General features: G+C 56.0%; 23 protein-coding genes. All 23 read right to left on the bottom strand.

The window, feature by feature from the left end; all coding sequences use genetic code 11:
• Positions 1-3 precede the first annotated feature (3 nt).
• The gene (locus ACFPM8_RS04500; RefSeq protein ID WP_378995383.1) at positions 4-816 is read right to left on the bottom strand and encodes an SGNH/GDSL hydrolase family protein; all 813 of its coding nucleotides are present in this window, start codon (positions 814-816) and stop codon (positions 4-6) included.
• Between the two features lie 88 nt (positions 817-904).
• Complete coding sequence (locus ACFPM8_RS04505; RefSeq protein WP_378995385.1) at positions 905-1,711, bottom strand: polyphosphate kinase 2 family protein; 807 nt, start codon at positions 1,709-1,711, stop codon at positions 905-907.
• Between the two features lie 52 nt (positions 1,712-1,763).
• A complete protein-coding gene (locus tag ACFPM8_RS04510; protein ID WP_378995387.1) occupies positions 1,764-2,204 on the bottom strand; it encodes a CoA-binding protein in 441 nt (146 codons plus the stop codon).
• A gap of 140 nt (positions 2,205-2,344) precedes the next feature.
• Positions 2,345-2,770, bottom strand: coding sequence for a F0F1 ATP synthase subunit epsilon (locus ACFPM8_RS04515; RefSeq protein ID WP_378995389.1), 426 nt, complete (start codon positions 2,768-2,770; stop codon positions 2,345-2,347).
• Between the two features lie 161 nt (positions 2,771-2,931).
• On the bottom strand, positions 2,932-4,332 hold the full coding sequence (gene atpD, locus ACFPM8_RS04520; protein ID WP_378995390.1) for a F0F1 ATP synthase subunit beta: 1,401 nt from the start codon (positions 4,330-4,332) through the stop codon (positions 2,932-2,934).
• A 221-nt stretch (positions 4,333-4,553) separates the two neighbouring features.
• Positions 4,554-5,426, bottom strand: coding sequence for a F0F1 ATP synthase subunit gamma (gene atpG / locus ACFPM8_RS04525; protein ID WP_378995392.1), 873 nt, complete (start codon positions 5,424-5,426; stop codon positions 4,554-4,556).
• 105 nt (positions 5,427-5,531) lie between these two features.
• Entirely contained in the window at positions 5,532-7,073 is a 1,542-nt protein-coding gene (atpA, locus tag ACFPM8_RS04530; protein WP_378995394.1) for a F0F1 ATP synthase subunit alpha, read from the bottom strand.
• A gap of 318 nt (positions 7,074-7,391) precedes the next feature.
• Positions 7,392-7,925 (bottom strand): F0F1 ATP synthase subunit delta, encoded by a 534-nt coding sequence (locus ACFPM8_RS04535; protein ID WP_378995396.1) that lies wholly within the window; start codon positions 7,923-7,925, stop codon positions 7,392-7,394.
• A gap of 2 nt (positions 7,926-7,927) precedes the next feature.
• Positions 7,928-8,398: a F0F1 ATP synthase subunit B gene (locus tag ACFPM8_RS04540; protein WP_378995398.1), complete on the bottom strand. Its 471-nt coding sequence runs from the start codon at positions 8,396-8,398 to the stop codon at positions 7,928-7,930.
• Positions 8,399-8,484: 86 nt separating this feature from the next.
• Complete coding sequence (atpE, locus tag ACFPM8_RS04545; RefSeq protein WP_378995400.1) at positions 8,485-8,730, bottom strand: F0F1 ATP synthase subunit C; 246 nt, start codon at positions 8,728-8,730, stop codon at positions 8,485-8,487.
• Between the two features lie 105 nt (positions 8,731-8,835).
• Positions 8,836-9,660: a F0F1 ATP synthase subunit A gene (gene atpB / locus ACFPM8_RS04550; protein ID WP_378995402.1), complete on the bottom strand. Its 825-nt coding sequence runs from the start codon at positions 9,658-9,660 to the stop codon at positions 8,836-8,838.
• On the bottom strand, positions 9,657-10,001 hold the full coding sequence (locus tag ACFPM8_RS04555) for an ATP synthase subunit I (RefSeq protein WP_378995404.1): 345 nt from the start codon (positions 9,999-10,001) through the stop codon (positions 9,657-9,659). Before ACFPM8_RS04555 ends, atpB begins: the two co-directional genes overlap by 4 nt.
• Positions 10,002-10,168: 167 nt before the next feature.
• A complete protein-coding gene (locus ACFPM8_RS04560; protein ID WP_378995406.1) occupies positions 10,169-10,744 on the bottom strand; it encodes an RBBP9/YdeN family alpha/beta hydrolase in 576 nt (191 codons plus the stop codon).
• 68 nt (positions 10,745-10,812) lie between these two features.
• Positions 10,813-11,709 (bottom strand): ParB/RepB/Spo0J family partition protein, encoded by an 897-nt coding sequence (locus ACFPM8_RS04565; RefSeq protein WP_378995407.1) that lies wholly within the window; start codon positions 11,707-11,709, stop codon positions 10,813-10,815.
• Between the two features lie 57 nt (positions 11,710-11,766).
• The gene (locus tag ACFPM8_RS04570; protein WP_378995410.1) at positions 11,767-12,537 is read right to left on the bottom strand and encodes a ParA family protein; all 771 of its coding nucleotides are present in this window, start codon (positions 12,535-12,537) and stop codon (positions 11,767-11,769) included.
• 9 nt (positions 12,538-12,546) lie between these two features.
• The gene (gene rsmG / locus ACFPM8_RS04575; protein ID WP_378995739.1) at positions 12,547-13,224 is read right to left on the bottom strand and encodes a 16S rRNA (guanine(527)-N(7))-methyltransferase RsmG; all 678 of its coding nucleotides are present in this window, start codon (positions 13,222-13,224) and stop codon (positions 12,547-12,549) included.
• Between the two features lie 193 nt (positions 13,225-13,417).
• Complete coding sequence (mnmG, locus tag ACFPM8_RS04580; RefSeq protein ID WP_378995412.1) at positions 13,418-15,346, bottom strand: tRNA uridine-5-carboxymethylaminomethyl(34) synthesis enzyme MnmG; 1,929 nt, start codon at positions 15,344-15,346, stop codon at positions 13,418-13,420.
• A gap of 193 nt (positions 15,347-15,539) precedes the next feature.
• Complete coding sequence (locus ACFPM8_RS04585; RefSeq protein ID WP_378995415.1) at positions 15,540-16,313, bottom strand: sulfite exporter TauE/SafE family protein; 774 nt, start codon at positions 16,311-16,313, stop codon at positions 15,540-15,542.
• Between the two features lie 311 nt (positions 16,314-16,624).
• Positions 16,625-17,605, bottom strand: coding sequence for a branched-chain amino acid ABC transporter permease (locus tag ACFPM8_RS04590; protein WP_378995417.1), 981 nt, complete (start codon positions 17,603-17,605; stop codon positions 16,625-16,627).
• Positions 17,606-17,621: 16 nt separating this feature from the next.
• On the bottom strand, positions 17,622-18,506 hold the full coding sequence (locus tag ACFPM8_RS04595; RefSeq protein WP_378995420.1) for a branched-chain amino acid ABC transporter permease: 885 nt from the start codon (positions 18,504-18,506) through the stop codon (positions 17,622-17,624).
• Positions 18,507-18,651: 145 nt separating this feature from the next.
• On the bottom strand, positions 18,652-19,860 hold the full coding sequence (locus ACFPM8_RS04600; RefSeq protein ID WP_378995741.1) for an ABC transporter substrate-binding protein: 1,209 nt from the start codon (positions 19,858-19,860) through the stop codon (positions 18,652-18,654).
• 146 nt (positions 19,861-20,006) lie between these two features.
• Positions 20,007-20,768 carry an ABC transporter ATP-binding protein gene (locus ACFPM8_RS04605; protein ID WP_378995422.1) on the bottom strand — a complete coding sequence of 254 codons (762 nt, stop codon included), beginning with the start codon at positions 20,766-20,768 and terminating at the stop codon, positions 20,007-20,009.
• A complete protein-coding gene (locus ACFPM8_RS04610) occupies positions 20,768-21,538 on the bottom strand; it encodes an ABC transporter ATP-binding protein (protein WP_378995424.1) in 771 nt (256 codons plus the stop codon). Before ACFPM8_RS04610 ends, ACFPM8_RS04605 begins: the two co-directional genes overlap by 1 nt.
• Positions 21,539-21,675: the final 137 nt, after the last annotated feature.

The raw sequence follows: 21,675 nt of genomic DNA on the forward strand, positions 1-21,675 counted from the left end.
CTGCTAAACCAGGGTGACGGACTTCTTCGCCTGCTTGCTTTTCTTGCCCGCGTGCAGTTGCGCAGCCACCGCCGTTGCCAGCTGCCGCGCCCATAGCGCGACGCCGTTGGCCGACGGATGATAGCCATCCGATGCCATCAGTGTTTGGTCGTTGATATCGATCAGCATCGGCACCCGCATCACGCGCAGGCGTTTCGCTTCGCGCGGCAAGGTGGCGATCAAACGCTCCGCGGTTTCATCCAGCGCCTTGCCTTTCAAGCCGAGCACATAACGCAGCGGCTGCGGCAACGCCGGAAAAGCATGGATCGGCGGCACCCCGGAAACCACGATCAAGCCGGGCGAGGCGCGCGCCTGCAAGTCCTGTATCAGTTGCAGCAATTCGGCCCGATAGCGCCGGCAGGAGCGGAAGGCGGTGGTGTCATTGACCCCAAATGCGATCAGCGCGATGTCGACTTTCTGGGTCGGCGTTTGCGGCAGCATGCTCTTGAGCGCCATGCTCAGGGTCGCGCCGTTCTGGCCGACCGCCTGCCACGTCACCGGACGCCCCAGCCGCACCGCCAGCGCCGCTGCGAACTGGCCGGTGATCGCCTCGTAGTGGGTAGCGACGCCGACCCCGGCGACCGGCGATTCGCCGATGGTCAGCAACTGCAGCGGCCGTTGCGGTTCGTCGGCGCCGCCCTGGGTGACCTGCGCCTGGCCGATGGTCGGCCCCATTGCTTCAGGCAAGCGCGGCGTGATCCGGCGCGTGCGACGGCCTTGCACAATCAACCATGGCAACAACGGCAATGCAATCAGTTCGGGCAACCAGCGACGCACTTCAAGTCTCCTTTATTTTCCTTTGGGCAACCAATGATAGTAATACAATCCTTTGCGTCATTTCGATCTTTTATGTTGAAAGAGCCTTCTATTTGATCACCAGCCCGCTCAACTCCGGCTTCGGTTCTGGCAGCGCCAGCTTCAAATCGTTCAACGTTTCCAGCACGATGCTGGCAATCGCCAGGTTGCGGTGGGTCTTGGAATTGGCCGGGATCAGGTACCAGGGCGCATGGTCGGCATCGGTGGCTTGCATCGCTTGTCCGAACAGTTGTTGATAAGCGTCCCAGTATTTGCGTTCTTCCAGGTCCTGCATGTCGAATTTCCAGTGCTTGCTTGGATCGTCGATGCGCTCTTGCAAACGGCTGCGCTGTTCGTCTTTCGAGATATGCAGCAGACATTTGATAATGGTGGTGCCGGTTTCGGCCAGCATCCGTTCGAAGTCGCAAATCTGGGCGTAACGGCGCTGGCATTCGGAGTCGTCGATCCAGTCATGCACCCGGGTCACCAGTACGTCTTCGTAGTGACTGCGGTTGAAGACCGCGATCTCGCCTTTTTGCGGGACTTGCTGGTGGACCCGCCACAGATAATCGTGGGCCAGCTCGATGCTGCTGGGCGCCTTGAAGCTGACGATGCGGATGCCTTGCGGATTGACGCCGCTGAACACCCCGTTCACCGTGCCATCCTTGCCGCTGGTGTCTATGCCCTGCAATACCACCAGCAATTTATGCTGCTGACCGGCGTAGAGGATTTCCTGCTGCACGCCGATTTGGGCTGCCAGTTCGGCTACTTGCTCCTTGTCCTTGGTCTTGTCGCCGCCGGAGAGCGGCTTTTGTTCGGCGTCCTGATCCTTGATCCTGGTTTGTTTGGTGACGCGAAATTGCTTGATGGCTTTCATTGCGTTCTCCGGTCGTGGATGTTCTGCTTATTGCGCTATGGTGCTGCAGCGCTCACAACACGCCATGAAAATTACCCAGCGAGTGTTCGATCTTGATGCAGTGATCCATCACCACCTGTAGACCAGCGGCGCGTGCTTTGACGGCGGCGGCCTCATTGACGATGCCGAGTTGCATCCAGACGCACGATGCGCCGATGGCTATCGCCTGATCGACGACAGGCGGAATGTCTTCACTCCTGCGAAAACAGTCGACGATATCGATTTTCAAGTTATCCACAGCCAGCGCCTGGCTTGCCTGCAACAGGTCGCTATAGCAGCGCTCCCCCAGGACCTCGGTGCCGGCATACATCGGATTGACCGGGATGATGCGGTAGCCGTGTTCTTGCAAATAACTCGCGACTTCGAAGCTGGGACGATCCGGCTTGCGGGACAAGCCCACGACTGCTATTAGCGGATTTTTGGAAAGTGTGTTTGACGTCGATGCAGCAGACATATTTACCTCGGATGGTGGGTGGGGTGCTGACAAGATGAGCGTAAATATATCCGAGAACCTCGGCACAGTTTGAAAACCGTTCGGCCAACAAAAAAGGCAGCCGAAGCTGCCCTTTTCTGTTGTCATCATTGCTGCCGGGCTTAGTGCCCTTTGTGACGCAATCTCCGAATCGCGGCCAATTGCGCAATCGCGGCGGACAATTCTGCCTGCGCTTTTGCGTAATCAATCACGGCGTCCTTATTGGCCAAAGCTTCTTCGGCCAGACGTTTGGCTTCGGTCGCCTTCGCTTCGTCGAGGTCGGCGCCGCGAATCGCGGTGTCGGCCAGCACGGTAACGTTGTCCGGCTGCACTTCGAGCAAACCGCCGGCAACGAACACGAATTCGTCCTGTGCCTGGCCCGCCACCTTGATGCGTACAGCACCCGGCTTGATGCGCGTCATCAGCGGCGTATGGCGAGGATAAATCCCCAGCTCGCCCGATTCGCCCGGCAACGCGACGAATTCGGCTTCGCCGGAGAAGATCAACTCTTCCGCCGAGACCACATCAACGTGAATAGTTTGTGCCATGTTAGATCCTTTTATTCCATGAGTTCACTGACCGGGAAGCGGTACCGGCTTTACGCAATCGGCGTTGCAGCTGGCGCCGTGAACGCCGACGGTACGCATGTCGGCAAGCTCACAGCGGCGGCGCTGCAGCGCGGATGTCGAAATCCCGCGCCGCTTGCCGATTAGCCGATCTTCTTGGCTTTCTCGATTGCTTCTTCGATCGTACCGACCATGTAGAACGCTTGTTCCGGCAGGTGATCGAGTTCGCCGCTGGCGATCATCTTGAAGCCCTTGATCGTATCCTTCAGCGAAACGTATTTACCTGGCGAGCCGGTAAACACTTCAGCAACGTGGAATGGCTGCGACAGGAAACGCTGCATCTTACGTGCACGGGCAACCAGCAGCTTGTCTTCCGGCGCCAGTTCGTCCATGCCCAGAATCGCGATAATGTCGCGCAATTCCTTGTAGCGTTGCAGAGTGCCTTGAACCGCACGAGCAGTTTCGTAATGCTCTTGGCCAACCACCAGCGGATCGAGCTGACGCGAAGTCGAGTCGAGCGGGTCAACCGCAGGATAGATACCCAGCGAAGCGATATCACGCGACAACACAACGGTGGAATCCAAGTGAGCAAACGTGGTTGCAGGCGATGGGTCGGTCAAGTCATCCGCTGGAACATAAACGGCTTGGATCGATGTGATCGAACCAGTCTTGGTCGACGTAATACGCTCTTGCAGACGGCCCATTTCTTCCGCCAGCGTCGGTTGGTAACCCACCGCGGAAGGCATACGGCCCAGCAGCGCGGATACTTCAGTACCGGCCAGTGTGTAACGGTAGATGTTATCGACGAAGAACAGAACGTCTTTGCCTTCATCGCGGAAACCTTCAGCGATGGTCAGGCCGGTCAACGCCACGCGCAGACGGTTGCCTGGCGGTTCGTTCATCTGACCGTAAACCATGGCTACCTTGGATTTTTCCGGGTGTTCCAGATCAACCACTTTGGCGTCAGCCATTTCGTGATAGAAGTCGTTACCTTCACGAGTACGCTCACCGACACCGGCAAACACGGACAAGCCGCTGTGTGCTTTAGCGATGTTGTTGATCAGTTCCATCATGTTGACGGTCTTACCGACACCGGCGCCGCCGAACAGACCGACTTTACCGCCCTTGGCGAACGGGCAAACCAAGTCAATAACCTTGATGCCGGTTTCCAGCAATTCCTGCGATGGCGACAGTTCGTCGTATGCAGGCGCTTTACGGTGAATCGAAGCAGTTTGCTCGTGGCTCACCGGACCGCACTCGTCGATCGGGTTACCCAGAACGTCCATAATGCGACCCAGAGTAGCCTTACCGGTCGGCACCATGATTGGCTTGCCGGTGTTCTTGATCGTCATGCCGCGGCGCAGACCGTCGGAGGTACCCAGCGCAATGGTACGGACAACGCCGTCGCCAAGCTGCTGTTGCACTTCCAGCGTCAGTTCCGAGCCTTCCATCTTCAAGGCGTCGTAAATCTTAGGCATCGCGTCGCGGGGAAATTCAACGTCCACCACAGCGCCGATACACTGAACGATTTTGCCATCAGCCATGTTCGTTCCTTCAATATATAAAATAAATTCTGTTTTAGTCAGTTGGGGGCCGGATGATTTGCCGCACTGCTGCGGCTTGTCGTCTCTGTCCCGCAAATACTTTTCAATGCAATTTATACGTCCTGCTTGATCTTTACACGTCTTGCTTGATCAGTTGGGGACAGAGTAATTCGCCGCGCTACGGCGGCTCTTAAACTCTGTCCCGCAATAAATTAGCTAGACTAGACAGCAGCCGCACCCGCGACGATCTCGGACAATTCCTTGGTAATCGCAGCTTGACGGGTCTTGTTGTAGACCAGTTTCAGCTCGCCGATCACGTTGCCTGCGTTGTCGCTAGCCGACTTCATCGCCACCATCCGCGCCGATTGCTCGGACGCCATGTTTTCGGCGACAGCCTGGTAAATCAGCGCTTCCACATAACGCACCAGCAACTCGTCGATCACGCTCTGGACGTCCGGCTCGTAGATGTAATCCCATGCATGGGCACCTTCTTTGTCGGCTTCCAGGCGATCGCTCGACAAGGGCAGCAATTGATGCAGAATCGGTTCCTGTTTCATCGTATTGATGAACTTGGTGTACACGATGTAGACCGCGTCCAGACGACCTTCTTGATAAGCGTCGAGCAGTACTTTGACTGGCCCGATCAGCTTGTCCAGATGCGGTGTGTCACCCAGTTGCACTGCATGCGACACCACCTTGGCGCCGATGCGATGCAGGAAACCCAGACCCTTGTTGCCGATTGCGACTGCTTCGACCTTATTGCCTTGCGTTTCCAACTCACGCAGCTTGCCGGTCAGCAGACGCAAGGAGTTGGTATTCATACCGCCGCACAGACCCTTGTCGGTCGTGACAACGATGAAACCAACCGTCTTGGATTTGTCCTGCTTGACCATGAACGGATGCGTGTACTCCGGATTGGCTTGCGACAAGTTAGAGGCGATATTACGAATCTTGTCACTGTAGGGACGTGCCGCATGCATCCGGTCTTGCGCCTTGCGCATTTTGGACGCAGCGACCATTTCCATCGCCTTGGTGATCTTCTTCGTATTTTCTACGCTCTTGATCTTGCCACGTATCTCTTTACCTGTAGCCATGCGTATTCCTCATTACTTAGTTGGGGACCGAGTCATTCGCCGCATTACGACGGCTCTTGAACTTTGTCCCGCAATTGTTAAGGATCACTCCTTGCTCCAGTTAGATTAAGCCGTGAACGATTTCTTGAAGTCGGTGACGGCAGCCGACAGAGCTGCTTCAGCATCCTTGTCGAGTTGCTTGCTGTCTTCGATCTTCTGTAGCAACGCTGCGTGGCTGGTCTTCATGAAGTTGTGCAGGCCGCTTTCGAATGCCAGCACTTGCTTGACTTCGATGCTGTCCACAAAACCCTTGTTGACGGCGAACAGTGACACTGCCATCAGCGAAATCGACAGCGGCGAGTATTGTGCTTGCTTCAGCAATTCGGTCACGCGTGCGCCGCGGTCCAGCTGCTTGCGGGTCGCTTCGTCGAGGTCGGAAGCGAACTGCGCAAACGCGGCCAGCTCACGATACTGCGCCAAGTCGGTACGGATACCGCCGGACAGGTTTTTGATGACCTTGGTCTGAGCAGCGCCACCGACGCGCGACACCGAGATACCGGCGTTGATCGCAGGACGGATACCGGCGTTGAACAATGAAGTTTCCAGGAAGATCTGACCGTCGGTAATCGAAATCACGTTGGTCGGAACGAAAGCGGAAACGTCGCCAGCTTGAGTTTCAATGATAGGCAATGCTGTCAGCGAACCGGTCTTGCCCTTGACTTCACCTTTGGTGAAGGCTTCGACGTAGTCCGGGTTGACGCGCGCTGCGCGTTCCAGCAGGCGGCTGTGCAGGTAGAACACGTCGCCAGGATAAGCTTCACGGCCTGGTGGACGGCGCAGCAGCAGCGACACTTGACGATACGCGACAGCTTGCTTGGACAGATCGTCATACACGATCAGCGCGTCTTCGCCGCGGTCACGGAAATATTCGCCCATGGCGCAGCCGGAGTAGGCCGATACGTATTGCATCGCAGCCGATTCGGAAGCCGAGGCGGCGACCACGATGGTGTATTCCATCGCGTTGTGTGCTTCCAGCGAACGCACGATGTTCTTGATCGACGACGCTTTTTGACCGATAGCGACGTAGATACATGTCACGCCCTGGCCTTTTTGATTGATGATCGCATCAATCGCCACGGCGGTTTTACCGGTTTGACGGTCGCCGATGATCAATTCACGTTGACCACGGCCAATCGGCACCATCGAGTCGATCGACTTGATGCCGGTTTGCATTGGCTGGGAAACTGATTGACGGGCAATAACGCCCGGTGCGATTTTTTCGATCGGGGCGGTCAACTTGGCGTTGATCGGGCCCTTGCCGTCGATAGGCTGACCCAGTGCATTGACTACGCGGCCGCGCAGTTCAGGGCCGATTGGCACTTCCAGGATACGGCCGGTGCATTTAACCGTGTCGCCTTCGGAAATGTGCTCGTAGTCGCCCAAAATAACGGCGCCGACCGAGTCACGCTCCAGATTCAGCGCGAGGCCGAAGGTATTGCCTGGGAATTCCAGCATCTCACCTTGCATCACGTCAGACAGACCATAGATACGGCAGATACCGTCGGACACGGAAATAACCGTGCCTTGATTGCGAATCTCAGCGGTATCGCCAAGGCCTTGAATCCGGCTCTTGATCACTTCGCTGATTTCAGACGCGTTGAGTTGCATATTAACTCCTAAAATTATTCTCTTTGATGTTGCGAATCAATCTACTGCGCGTTCCAAGATGTGCCTGCGATGCGCACCGTACCGTTTCTCGATGCAGGTGCGACGACATCGTCGGCTCGATTTTGGAGCGCTCGCTAGGATTTCTTCACAAGATCTTCGCTTACGCTAGGGGCTCAAGCCACTCGGTTCTAATTCATTGAGGACAGAGTATCGCCATGCTTAATCCTGTCCTGCAATAAATCACTCTAATCAGTTGAGGACAGAGTAATTCGCCACGCTGCGGTGGTTTTTAAACTCTGTCCCGCAATGAATTGATACTTACGCAGCCAAAGCAGTATGTAACTGTTGCAGCTTCGCACGCACCGAGGTGTCGAACACTTCGTCACCGACTACCACACGCACACCACCGATCAGCGAGTTGTCCACCGTTACCGATGGATTCAGCTTGCGGCCAAATTTCTTTTCCAGCGTGGCGACCAAATCCTTCACTTGCGCTTCGGTCATTTCAAAAGCACTGGTGATTTCAGCGTCGGCAGCGCCTTCTTCGGCGTTTTTCAGCGCCTGGAATTGCTCTGCGATTTCCGGCAAAACAATCAGACGGCCGTTTTCAACCAGCGTAGCGACGAAGTTTTTTGCTTCGGCATTGAGCGGCGATTTCAATAGCGACAGAAAAGTATCGGTAACCTGCTGGTGCGTCATGGCCGGATTTTGCACCAGCGCCTTGACTTCGGGATGGGCGATGACATTGGCCATCTCGGACACCAGATTCGACCAGGCAGCCAGATCTTGCGACTTGGCTACGCGGAACAGGGCTTCTGCGTAAGGGCGAGCAATCGTTGCAAGTTCTGCCATGATTACAGCTCTGTTTTCAGTTGGTTCAGCAAATCGGCATGTGCCGCAAGATTGACTTCGCGCTTCAGAATCTGCTCAGCGCCTTTGACCGCGAGGGTCGCAACTTCGCCGCGCAATTCTTCGCGTGCTTTGGTCATTTGCTGTTCTGCTTCAGCCTTGGCGTTAGCGATGATGCGTGCTGCTTCTTCAGAAGCGACTTTCTTTGCTTCGTCGATAATCAGCTGGCCGCGCTTTTCAGCTTCGCCAATACGCTTTTGACCTTCGTCACGCGCTGTTGCCAGTTCTGCCGAAGCGCGCTTTTCAGCGGCTGCCAGATCTGCCTTGCCGCGATCAGCGGCTGCCAGGCCGTCCGCAATCTTCTTCGCGCGCTCATCGAGCGCCTTTATCAGCGGCGGCCACACGAATTTCATCGTGAACAGCGCCAGGATAAAGAAGACCACGAACTGCGCAAACAATGTTGCATTTAAGTTCACGGTAATTTCCTTCTCAGAATAATGAGTAGCGAATCATGCGTTTCGGCCAAATTGCCGAAGCGCTGAATCGATTCTGCTCGACTCAATTAATGCGCGATGAACGGATTTGCGAATGCGAACAACATTGCGATACCAACGCCGATCAGGAACGCAGCGTCGATCAGACCAGCCAGCAGGAACATCTTGGTTTGCAGGGTGTTCATCAGTTCTGGTTGGCGGGCCGATGCTTCCAAGTACTTACCGCCCATGATCGCGATACCGATACAAGCACCGATAGCGCCCAAGCCAATGATCAGACCACAAGCCAAAGCAACAAAAGATACATCAGTCATGACAATTCCTTCAAAGTTAAGTTAATACAAAGAGACAAATCTAAAACACCAAAAACCAGATAACGCCGAGCCGAGCCGGCTCCATCAGTACGCGTCGATCACTTATTAGTGAGCTTCGTGCGCCTGACCGATGTAGACCAAGGTCAACATCATGAAAATAAACGCTTGCAACAACACGATCAGGATATGGAAAATCGCCCAAATCGAACCGGCAACCACATGGCCGACGAAACCGAATGCCGTAGCAGTGGAACCGAGCAATGCGATCAACAGGAACAGCAATTCGCCGGCATACATGTTGCCGAACAGTCGCATGCCAAGCGACACGGTTTTTGCAGCGAATTCGATGATATTCAACAGCAGGTTGAACGGCGCCAGCCAGATGCCGAATGGCGCCGACAGCAGTTCATGGACAAAGCCGCCTGCACCCTTGATCTTGATGCTGTAATACAGCATCAGGGCCAGCACGCCGAGCGCGATGCCCAGGGTGCCGTTCAAATCGGCGGTCGGTACCACGCGGTGATGGGAGATCACGCTGTCCAGGCCGATCATCTTGAACAGGGAAGAGAACATGTCGACCGGCAGGAAGTCGAGCGAGTTCATCAGCGCCACCCAGATGAAGACGGTCAGCGCCAGCGGTGCGATGAAGCTACGGTCGCCGTGAACGATGGCTTTGGCCTGGCCATCGACCATCTCGACCACCATTTCGACAAATGCCTGAAAACGGCCGGGGACACTTGAAGTTGCCTTGCGCGCCGCCAGATACATGAACAGGCAGCCGAGCACGCCGGCAAATACGGACCAGAAAATCGTGTCCATATTGATGATCGAAAAATCGACGACTTTGGCTTGATGGCTAGTGGCGAAATGTCCGAGATGGTGCTGGATATATTCGGAGGGGGTTATTACGTCGCGTGCAGCTTCAGTCATGATCGATGTCTAAACAGTAAGATTATGTAACTCTTGAGCACCACGATGAAGCTGACAATGAAAGCCAACCAATTGACACCGCGGTACAACCATACAACTGCGCCAATCAGCGCAATCGTCGTAGCAATTTTGACAAACTCGCCGATGAAAAATGACATCGGATTGGCTCCGCCGGGCTTGCGCGCACTGATATAAAGGCGAAGAGCAAACAGACCATTGGGGACCGCGCAACACAGACCACCCAATAGCGCAGAACAGAATCCGGATATGCCTGCCAGTAAACCTGCCACGCTTGCCAGCACGACCGTAGTAACAAATTGCATAAGCACAATGCGCAGCATACTGATCCAATATTGTGCGAAACGTCGCGCCAGACAAGGCGCGATTGCAGCGGGGGTACAGTCAATTTACAACTGCTATTTACAACTGGTTACGGCTGTTTTAGAAGCCCGAGGATTATAAAGGCTGGCCGCGGCTTTCGTCAAACTTTTGCTGCCGAATCATGAGCTTATGCAACGCTCGCGCCAGCTTCCAATTGCCGCAGCCAGTCTCGTCCCTGGGCCCAATCGGCAAGTCTGCTAGCTGCGTTGATATGACCGTGTGCACCAATGAGGTGAAACTGCGCGCCCCAGTCGGCGGCCCAGGATTGGGTTCGTGCCGGCGCGCACCAGGGGTCATCGGATGAGGCGATCACCGTACTTGGAAACGGCAGCGCAAGCTGCGGCATTGGTGCAAAGCCGCTCGCGCAATCCGGAAAATCGGCGCGCTCGACATCCGGCGGAGCAACCAGCAGTGCGCCCTTGACCTTGGCGGCATGCGGCTGCTGCCCGAACTGCGCAGTCCACCAAGCCACCAGTGCGCAGCCGAGACTATGAGCGACCAAAATAACCGGCGCACCCGCGGCCCGGATTGCTGCATCCAGGGTCGCCACCCAGTCGCTCCGCACCGGCGCGTCCCACTCCTGTTGCCGCACACGTTGCGCGTTCGGCAGCATGCGTTCCCAGTAGGTTTGCCAATGTTCCTCATCTGAATTGTTCAGGCCGGGCAGCAGCAAAATAGTCGCTTGCGGGTGATTGGATGGCATATTGGCACTCAACGCTAGTGGTTAGTCGGAGCAGCTTCTTGCTTGTTATTTGTTGGTCGTCATTCTATTTATTCAGCGCCTTTCAAGCGACTGATCAAACCGTCCAGCGCATCCAGATTGGCGAAGTCGATGATCAGCTGGCCGCGGTTTTTGGCGCCGGTCTTGATGCTGACCTGGGTCGCCAGCAGATCCGACAACTCTTCTTCCAGGCGAGCGATGTCGCGCGATTTTTCCTTGTTCTTGGGCGGACGATTCTCCGCTTCCATTTCGGCGCCGGCGCGCACGACCAGTTTTTCCGTATCGCGCACCGACATGCGTTTGGCCACAACCTGGTTGGCCAAGGTTATCTGGGTCGCGCCGTCCACCGCCAGCAGTGCCCGCGCGTGTCCCATGTCGATATCGCCCGCCATCAGCATGGTCTGGACCGGCTTGGCCAGATTCAGCAGGCGCAACAGATTCGACACCGCACTGCGCGAACGGCCGACCGAGGTTGCCGCCTGCTCGTGGGTAAAACTGAAATCGGTGATCAGGCGATGAATACCTTGCGCTTCTTCCAGCGGATTCAGGTCTTCGCGCTGCATGTTTTCAATCAGCGCCATCGCGGCGGTGGTCTGGTCGTCGACATCCTTGACCAGTACCGGCACCTCGATCAGGCCAGCCAGTTGGGCCGCCCGGTAACGCCGTTCGCCGGCTATGATTTCATAATGCTGGGCGCCGTTGTGCAATGCAATCGGCCGCACCAGGATCGGTTGCAGCAAGCCCTGCTCCTTGATCGACGATGCCAGTTCCGCCAGCGCGCCCTCATCCATGCGTGTCCGCGGCTGATATTTGCCGGCCTGCATCAGCGTCACCGGCAATACCGACGGCGCACCGGCAATCGTCGGTACCGCTTCGCTGATGTCGGTCGAGCCGCCTAACAATGCTTCCAGACCGCGACCGAGTCCTTTTGATTTTTTCGTGACCATCTTTTCCTACCGTAGATTACGTGTTGCTTGGTAAATTGCCTCGTGCTTGCACGTGAATCACATCGTCTTGATGCGTTCCACCATCTCGGCGCCAAATGCGATATAAGCCTGCGCACCTTTCGAGGCGACATCGAAACTGACCCCGGGCATGCCGTAGGACGGCGCTTCGGCGAGTCGGACGTTGCGCGGGATCACGGTCTTGAAGACCTTGTCGCCGAAGTGTTTTTCCAGCTCGACCGACACCTGCTGCGACAGCGTCATGCGCGGATCGAACATGACCCGCAGCAGGCCGATGATTTTCAGATCAGGATTCAGGTTGGCGTGCACCTTCTTGATGGTATTGACCAAATCGGACAAGCCCTCCAGCGCGTAATACTCGCACTGCATCGGGATGATCACGCCGTTGGCGGCGCACAAGCCATTCAGGGTCAACATCGACAAGGCCGGCGGGCAATCGATCAGGATAAAGTCGTAATCGTCGGCGACGCTGGCGAAAGCATCCTTCAATCGCTTTTCGCGGTTCTCGAGTTCGACCATCTCGACTTCGGCGCCCGCCAGTTCGCGATTGGCCGGCAGCACATCGAAGCCGCCGGTTTCGGAAGTCTTGCGCACGGTTTTGATATCCGACATCCCCAACAAGACTTCGTAAATCGAAGCGGTCAAGGTTGCCTTGTTGATCCCCGCCCCCATCGTCGCATTGCCTTGCGGATCGAGGTCGGCCAGCAATACGCGCTGATTCAGTTGGGCCAGGCCAGCGGCCAGATTGACGGCGGTGGTAGTTTTGCCGACCCCGCCCTTTTGATTGGCGACACAGAAGATTTTTGCCATGTAGTGGTTTCAGGTTGTGGGGTTAGTCGTCGTCGATCGTTTGATAAATATCAAATGCCGTTCTGCATCCAGCCCGGGCACGCTCAGCGGCCGCACTTCGGTCACTTGCCAGCCGGCCGGCAAGCGCGCGATTTCGTCATCCGGCTGCACTCCCTTGAGCGCAATGAACTGACCGCCATCCGCCAGCAAATGCGCAGACCAGTTAATAAAATCGGCCAGCTCGGCAAACGCGCGCGAAGTAATCACATCGAACTTGTGCGGTACCTGCAGCTGCTCCACCCGCGCCGTGTGCACACTGACGTTGTTCAATCCGAGTTGCGCTTTGACTTGCGTCAGGAAAGCGGTTTTCTTGTGCACCGTGTCTATCATCGAGACCTGCATCGCCGGCCGCGCCGCCGCTGCCCAGATCGCCAATATCATGCCAGGCAGGCCGCCTCCGGCCCCGACATCCAGCACATTGTCGGCCTCGGCAAAAGCCGGCACCACCGCCAGCGAGTCCAGCAAATGATGGGTCATCATCTGGGCCGGCTCGCGGATCGAGGTCAGGTTATAGACGCGATTCCATTTTGCCAACAGTGCCAGATAATCCAGCAATTGCTGCTGTTGCTTGTCATTCAGCGCCAGTCCCAGCGCTTGCGCGCCTTCGCGCAAACTGAGTTCCAACGATGTGTTCGAAGCGGTATTCATTACACTCATGCTGCCAGTTCCTTACTATCCCCACGATTACCTTGGTGGTCATTGACGGGCACCTCGAAAAACCTACTGCGCGGCTCAATCTCGGGCCTGCGATGCTCACCGTACCTTCGTACGGCTGCGCTTCTCATCCCGACCTTGGGCCGCTCGCTACGGTTTTTCGAGGTGCCTCATTATTCAAATTATTTCAGGCCGCCTGATCATCGGCGTTGCCGAGTTTTTTCATGCCGCCTTTTTTCAGGTGTACCAGTAACAGCGACAGCGCAGCCGGCGTTACGCCGGAAATGCGCGAAGCCTGGCCGAAGGTTTCCGGTCTATGCAAGTTCAGCTTCTGCCGGACCTCGATCGACAAGGCTTGCACTTCCATGTAATCCAGATTGGCCGGCAGCTTCAAATTCTCATTGTTTTCATGGCGCTCGACTTCGCGCGCCTGACGGTCGATATAACCCGCATATTTGACTTGAATCTCGACCTGCTCCTTGACGCTGTCGTCCTCGACAGCCGGGCCTCCGAGGTTTTGCCCATCGACGCCGGTCAAGGTCATAAGTTGATCATAAGTAACATTTGGGCGACGCAGCAAATCGGCAAGCGCGTATTCGCGTTCTATTATTTTTCCAACAACTCTCTCAGCTTCGGCATCGGCCAGCAAGCGTGGGCTGACCCAGGTCGAGCGCAGACGTTCCATTTCACGTGCAACAGCTTCACGCTTCTGTTCAAATTGCGCCCATTGCGCATCGCCGACGCAGCCAAGCTGACGGCCGATCTCGGTCAAGCGCAAGTCGGCATTATCTTCGCGCAAGCTCAAGCGATACTCGGCCCGGCTGGTGAACATGCGGTACGGCTCTTGCACGCCCTGGGTAATCAGGTCATCCACCAGCACGCCGAGATAGGCTTCGTCGCGGCGTGGCGTCCAGGCATCGCGTTCTTGCGTTTGCAAAGCCGCGTTCAAGCCAGCCAGCATGCCTTGCGCGGCCGCTTCTTCGTAGCCGGTGGTGCCGTTGATCTGGCCAGCAAAGTACAGACCCTGGATAGATTTGGTTTCCAGCGAAGCCTTCAAACCGCGCGGATCGAAATAATCGTATTCGATCGCATAGCCGGGACGCAGGATATGGGCGTTCTCAAGCCCGCGCATCGAGCGTACCAATGCCAGTTGCACGTCGAACGGCAAGCTGGTCGAAATACCATTCGGATAAAACTCGTTGGTGGTCAACCCTTCCGGCTCGAGGAAGATCTGGTGCGAATCCTTGCCGGAAAACCGATGAATCTTGTCTTCGATCGATGGGCAGTAGCGCGGCCCTACCCCTTCGATCACGCCGGTATACATCGGGCTGCGATCCAGGCCGGCGCGGATGATGTCATGCGTTTGCAGATTTGTGTGGGTAATCCAGCATGGCAATTGGGTCGGATGCATCGCGGTATTGCCCATCACGGAAAACACCGGTACCGGATCCAGATCGCCCGGTTGTTCCTGCATCACAGAAAAATCAATGGTGCGGCCGTCGATACGCGGCGGCGTCCCGGTTTTCAAGCGGCCCTGCGGCAGCTTCAACTCTTTCAAGCGTGCCGACAGCGAGATTGCCGGAGGGTCGCCTGCGCGCCCAGCCGAGTAGTTGTTCAACCCGACATGGATTTTGCCATCGAGGAAAGTACCCGCGGTCAAGACCACTGCGCGGCTGCGAAACTGGATGCCAACCTGAGTCACCGCCCCTACTACACGATCGCCTTCCACCAGCAGGTCATCGACGGCCTGTTGGAACAGCCACAAATTGGGTTGATTTTCCAAGCGCGAGCGGATCGCTTGCTTGTACAGGATGCGATCCGCCTGTGCACGCGTGGCACGCACCGCTGGCCCCTTTGATGAATTCAGAATCCGGAACTGGATACCGGCCTCATCGGTGGCAATCGCCATTGCGCCGCCCATCGCATCGACTTCTTTGACCAGATGGCCCTTGCCTATCCCGCCGATGGACGGATTGCAGGACATCTGCCCCAGAGTCTCAATATTGTGTGTCAACAATAGAGTTTTTTGGCCCATGCGGGCAGATGCGAGGGCAGCCTCGGTACCGGCATGGCCACCGCCAACAACGATTACATCAAAGTTTGTAGGAAAAAGCATAGTGCGCCTCGTGGAGACGATGGTAAACGGTGAACAGACGCGTGATTATAAAGCATGCTGCCCGTTTTCCCCTTTGATTGAACATCCTGCGCGGATTGTTTCACGTGAAACATAAGACGATGGCGTTTAAAAACAACAACGGCGATTGTTTCACGTGAAACAATCGCCGTATTGGCATCGAGTAATCCTCAAATTATTTTAGGAACGCATCGTAACCGGTCTTCAATATCAATACCGATACAACCAGCAAAAACAATTTACGCACAAAACCGCTGCCGTGTTTGATTGCCAGTTTCGTGCCCAGCACAGACCCCGCGACATTACAGATAGCCATCAACAATCCAAGTTGCCAGATGATATGCCCGCTATATCCAAACCAAAGCAAGGCCGCAAAATTGGTCGCAACGTTCACAACCTTGGACACCGCGGATGCGGACAGGAAATCGAAGCCAAAAAATCGAATAAACAGGAAGATCAGGAAGCTACCCGTACCAGGTCCGAAAAGTCCGTCGTAAAAGCCGATGCCGCCGCCAATTAAAATTGCAATCAGCATCTCTGTCGAGCCAGTATGCATAGGCGCATGAACACTCCCAAAGTTCTTCTTCTTCAAGGTATAGATCGCCACAGCCAACAGGATAAAAGGCAAGGTCTTGCGAATCGCTTCGGTCGGCACATGGGTCACCGTGTAAGCACCCAGAAACGCAAATACAAATGCGGCGCCGGCAGCCGGCAGCGCAGTACTCCATGCCAGCTTCACTCTTCGCGAAAAATTGACGGCCGCGGCAGTGGTGCCAAATACCCCGGCCAATTTATTGGTGCCGAATACTGTTGCCGGCACCGCATTGGGCAGCATCGAGAATAGCGCCGGAATCTGTACCAGCCCTCCTCCGCCGACAACCGCATCAATCAGCCCTGCGATAAAAGCCGCAGCAGCCAGGATGAAAAAATCAGGTAGCAGTTCAGGCATTGGATACGCTACCTTTCAGCAAAAAACCATCAAGCTTGGCACTGGAGGTCATACAGGTTTGTAATTTCATTGGAGCGGAATCAAGAGTGCTAGCAAACTGATAGCGAGAGTTAACAGGGAGCACAATTTTACCGTCCTCCGTCAACTTACGAGCAAGCAAGGAGTGGCGTGGGACCCATTTCGCGAGTAACTCATGTTGAGTTTCTCTTTAGGCAACATGGTGGATTTTCGCGTCACCAGCCACAAATAAAAAACCCGCACAAGACAAGCCATGTGCGGGTTCAAAAAGCGAGGCGAAGTTTACAACGACATCAATTCTTCGCTGGTGAAAGGGAGCGCTTAAGCAAAGCGCCAATCTCGCCGACAATGCCACGCCGGAACGCCAGCACGCAGACGATAAAAATAAACCCGGTAACGATGGTCACCGACTCACCCAAGCCGCTGAACCATTCGATATGCGTTACCGAAGCCAGCCAGGAACCGATATCGCCCAGCTTGTTTTCCAGCAGAACGATGATCACCGCACCGACAATCGGCCCGGTCAGCGTGCCCAAGCCACCGACCAGCGTCATCAACACGACCAGCCCTGACATGGTCCAGTGCACATCGGTCAAGGTCGCGAAGCCCAGCACCAGCGTCTTGGTCGAACCCGCCAGTCCTGCCAGCGCCGCCGACAGCACGAAGGCCAGCAGTTTGTAACGACTGACGTCGTAGCCGAGCGAGATCGCGCGCGGCTCGTTTTCCTTGATGGCTTTCAGCACTTGTCCGAAAGGCGAGTTGACCGTCCGTACGATCAAGGCAAACCCGGCCACCGCAATCGCCAGCACCACGTAATACAGGGTGAGGTCGCTATTGAGGTCGAACATGCCCAATAAGCGCCCGCGCGAAACGCCCTGCAAACCGTCTTCGCCGCCGGTGAACGGCGCTTGCAAACAGACGAAATACAACATCTGCGCCAAGGCCAGCGTGATCATCGTGAAGTAAATCCCTTGCCTCCGGATCGCCAGGCTGCCCATCACCAGCCCGATCAGCGCACCGCTTAGCGTCCCTAAAATCAATCCCAGTTCAGGCGGCAGGCCAAGACTTTTCAGCGCGTAACCGGCAACATAGGCAGCTCCACCAAAAAATGCAGCATGTCCGAATGACAACAAACCGGTAAAACCGATCAGCAAATTGAATGCACAGGCAAACAATGCAAAGCAGATCAACTTCATCAGGAACACCGGATAGATGCCGAACGGCGCCGCCAACACGGCAAGCAGGATCAATCCGTAGCCAATTTTCTTATTCATGCTGGGTCACCCTCAATCATTTCTCTTTGCCGAACAACCCGGCAGGCCGAATCATCAATACGATCGCCATCACGATGAACACCACCGTCGCCGATGCCTCTGGATAAAATACCCGGGTCAAACCCTCGATCACGCCCAGCCCCAGACCGGTAATGATGGAGCCCATGATCGACCCCATGCCGCCGATCACCACCACCGCGAACACGACGATAATCAGGTTGGAGCCCATCAGTGGCGAGACCTGGACCACCGGCGCCGCCAGCACCCCCGCAAAGGCCGCCAAAGCGACGCCGAAACCATAAGTCAAGGTCACCATCAGCGGCACATTGATGCCGAATGCTTCGACCAGTTTGGGATTCTCGGTGCCGGCCCGCAGATAAGCGCCCAGCTTGGTCTTTTCGATCACGAACCAGGTCGCGAAACACACGATCAGCGAGGCAAACACCACCCAGGCGCGGTAATTCGGCAGCACCATGAAGCCCAGATCGGTGGCGCCGCTCAACAGCTCAGGGGTCGAATACGGCTGACCGGAGACCCCGTAGAACGAGCGGAAGATGCCTTCCACCATCAAGGTGATGCCGAAGGTCAGCAGCAAGCCGTACAGATGATCCAGCTTGTACAACCAGCGCAGCATGGTCTTCTCGATCACGATCCCGAACAGGCCGACCAGCAGCGGCGCGGCGATCAGCATCACCCAATAATTCAGGTTGAAATACGTCAGGCCGAGCCACGCCAGGAACGCGCCCATCATGTACAGCGCACCGTGCGCGAAGTTGATCACGTTGAGCAAGCCGAAAATCACGGCCAGGCCCAGCGACAGCATCGCGTAAAACGAACCGTTGACCAGTCCCAGCAGCAACTGGCTCATCAAGGCTTGCAAAGAAATGCCGAAAATTTCCATGGCAATGTCATAAAGAATCACTCGAACGAGTGAGAATCCATCAAACAGCGCAACGGCGTGTCGATCCTTACTCTGATCGGCACGCCGTCTGCGCCACGCTTGGCCTGCTTATCGGCCTGACTCGATTACTGTTTCAAGCTTCCGATTATTTCCAAAGCGCGCACTTGGATTCCGCCTTCGGGGTAAATGCCTGCTCGCCGGGAATGGTTTGCACCATCTTCAGATAATCCCAGGGGTATTTGGATTCGGCCGGCGTCTTGACCTGGAACAAATACATGTCGTGCACCACCCGGCCATCGGCGCGCAGATAGCCATTCTTGGCGAACATGTCGTTGAATTTGGCTTTGTGCAACTGCGCGATCACCTTGTCGCCGTCATCGGTGCCGATCGCTTTGACCGCGGTCAGGTATTGCAGCGCGGCGGAATAATCGCCGGCCTGCAGGCTGGACGGTTCTTTTTTCATTTTTTCGAAATAACGCTTGGCCCATTTGCGCGACTCGTCGTTTTGATCCCAGTACCAGCTGTCGGTCAGGTACATGCCCTGGGTCTGCTTCAATGTCAGCGAATGGATGTCATTGATGAACACCAGCAAGCCGGCCAGTTTGGCATTCTTGGTCACGCCGAATTCGTTGGCGGCCTTGACCGAGTTGATCAAGTCGCCGCCGGCATTCGCCAGACCGATGATTTGCGCCTTCGATGATTGCGCCTGCAACATGAACGAAGAAAAATCGGACGCATTCAATGGATGTTTGACCGCCCCCAGCACTGTGCCGCCGGAAGCCTTGACCACCGCCGTCGTGTCTTTTTCCAACGACGCGCCGAACGCATAATCGGCCGTCACGAAATACCAGCTCTTGCCGCCCTGCTTCACCACCGCCGAGCCGGTGCCCTTGGCCAGCGCGTAGGTGTCGTACGCGTAATGTACCGTGTACGGGGTGCATTCTTCATTGGTCAGGCGCGCGCTGCCGGCGCCGATTTCGAAAAACGGTTTCTTCTTTTCGGAAGCGATCTTGGCCATGGCCAGCGCGGCGCCGGAGTTGGTGCCGCCGATCAGGACGTCCAGCCCCTGCTGGTCGAACCATTCGCGTGCCTTGCTGGAGGCGATGTCGGCTTTGTTTTGATGGTCCGCCACCAGCAATTCGATTTTCTTGCCGTTGATCGCGCCGCCCATATCGGCGATCGCCATCTTGATCGCCTCCGCCCCGCCAGGACCGTCGATGTCGGAATAGACGCTCGACATGTCGGTGATGAAGCCGATCTTGACCACATCGCCGGAAATTTGCGCCGCAACCGGAGCGGCCAAACCGATTGCCAGCGTGCCGCCAAGCGCAAGTGTCAGAGCTTTTGATTTGATGTTCATTGTCTTCTCCATTTTTTATTTAAATCGACTTCACAACACTTCTTAGATCTCTTGGGCAAACTCTTAAATTGATTTCAGTCGCGGATTGATTGAGCGCGGTCCTGTCGGCGCAAAGGCGGAAGGCGCTACGCTTTTCCGCCCTACACGCCCAATAATGTGTTCAGCACCGGCATCTTTGCCTCCAGCTCGGATGAGGCAAAGGTTTCCACGATCTGGCCGTGCTCCATCACATAAAAACGGTCCGCCAGCGGCGCGGCGAAACGGAAGTTCTGCTCCACCATCACAATCGTATAACCCTTGGCTTTCAAGGTCGTGATCATGCGTGCCAGCGCCTGCACGATGACCGGCGCCAGGCCTTCGGAGATTTCATCCAGCAACAGCAGCCGCGCACCGGTGCGCAAAATGCGCGCCACCGCCAGCATCTGCTGTTCGCCGCCGGACAGGCGGGTGCCCTGACTCGCTCGGCGTTCTTTCAGGTTCGGGAACATGTCGTAAATCTCTTCGATCGACATGCCCTTGTCGGTATCCGACACCGATGGCGGCAGCAATAGATTTTCTTCAGTCGACAGCGACGAAAAAATGCCGCGTTCTTCCGGACAGTAACCGACCCCAAGATGGGCAATCTTGTAAGTCGGCAGGGCTATGGTTTCACGGCCGCCGATCTTGATCGAGCCCTTGCGGGTGCCGGTCAGCCCCATGATTGCGCGCATCGTGGTGGTGCGGCCGGCGCCGTTGCGGCCCAGCAGGGTCACCACTTCGCCCTGATGCACGTCGAGATTGACGTTGTGCAGAATATGCGATTCGCCGTACCAGGCTTGCAGATCGTGGATGCTGAGCGCCGGCGTCGCAGCGTTGCCGGCCTCCCCGGCGGCATTAACAGAAGACGAAATGACTGAGGACATCAATGTGCTCCTCCCAGTGCGCCGGTGGTGGTGCCCATATAGGCTTCCATCACCAATGGATTGCTGGACACCTCCTGATAGCGCCCTTCGGCCAGCATGGCGCCGCGTTGCAGCACGCTGATCTTGTCGCAAATGCCCGATACCACGTTCATGTTGTGCTCCACCATCAGGATGGTGCGGCCGGCTGATACTTTTTTAATCAGCGCGGTCACCCGGTCGACGTCTTCGTGCCCCATGCCCTGGGTCGGTTCATCGAGCAGCATCAGTTCCGGCTCCATGCCCAGCGTGGTGGCGATTTCCAGCGCGCGCTTGCGGCCGTACGGCAAATCGACGGTCAGCGTGGAAGCAAATTCAGTCAGATCGACTTCCGCCAGCAGCGCCATCGCGCGCTCGTTCAATTGCGCCAGCGACTTGCCGCTTTTCCAGAAATGGAACGAGGTCCCCAGCTTGCGTTGCAAGCCGATCCGGACGTTTTCCATCACGGTTAAATGCGGGAAAACCGCAGAGATTTGAAACGAGCGAATAATGCCCTGTCGTGCGATCTGGGCCGGAGCCTCAGTGGTGATGTCGCGGCCATTGAAGAAAATATGGCCGGAAGTGGGAACCAGGAATTTGGTCAGTAAATTGAAGCAGGTCGTTTTACCCGCCCCGTTCGGCCCGATCAAGGCATGAATATGACCGCGCTCGACTTGCAGGTTGACGCCGTTGACGGCAGTAAATCCCCTGAATTCCTTCGTCAGGTTCTTTGTCTCCAGGATGATGTCGGTCATCTGGTCTCCTATTGATGTTGCTTATTATTTGGAACATCTGAGTGACTGGCGATATGTATCCGCCTTATCAACTTTGTATTTTTTATGGATACTACCTTTGCTATTTCAGCGGAGCAATACGTAGAAATACTATAGGA

Source organism: Paraherbaspirillum soli (genome assembly GCF_042654985.1).
In the GTDB taxonomy this organism is placed as follows: domain Bacteria; phylum Pseudomonadota; class Gammaproteobacteria; order Burkholderiales; family Burkholderiaceae_D; genus Paraherbaspirillum; species Paraherbaspirillum soli.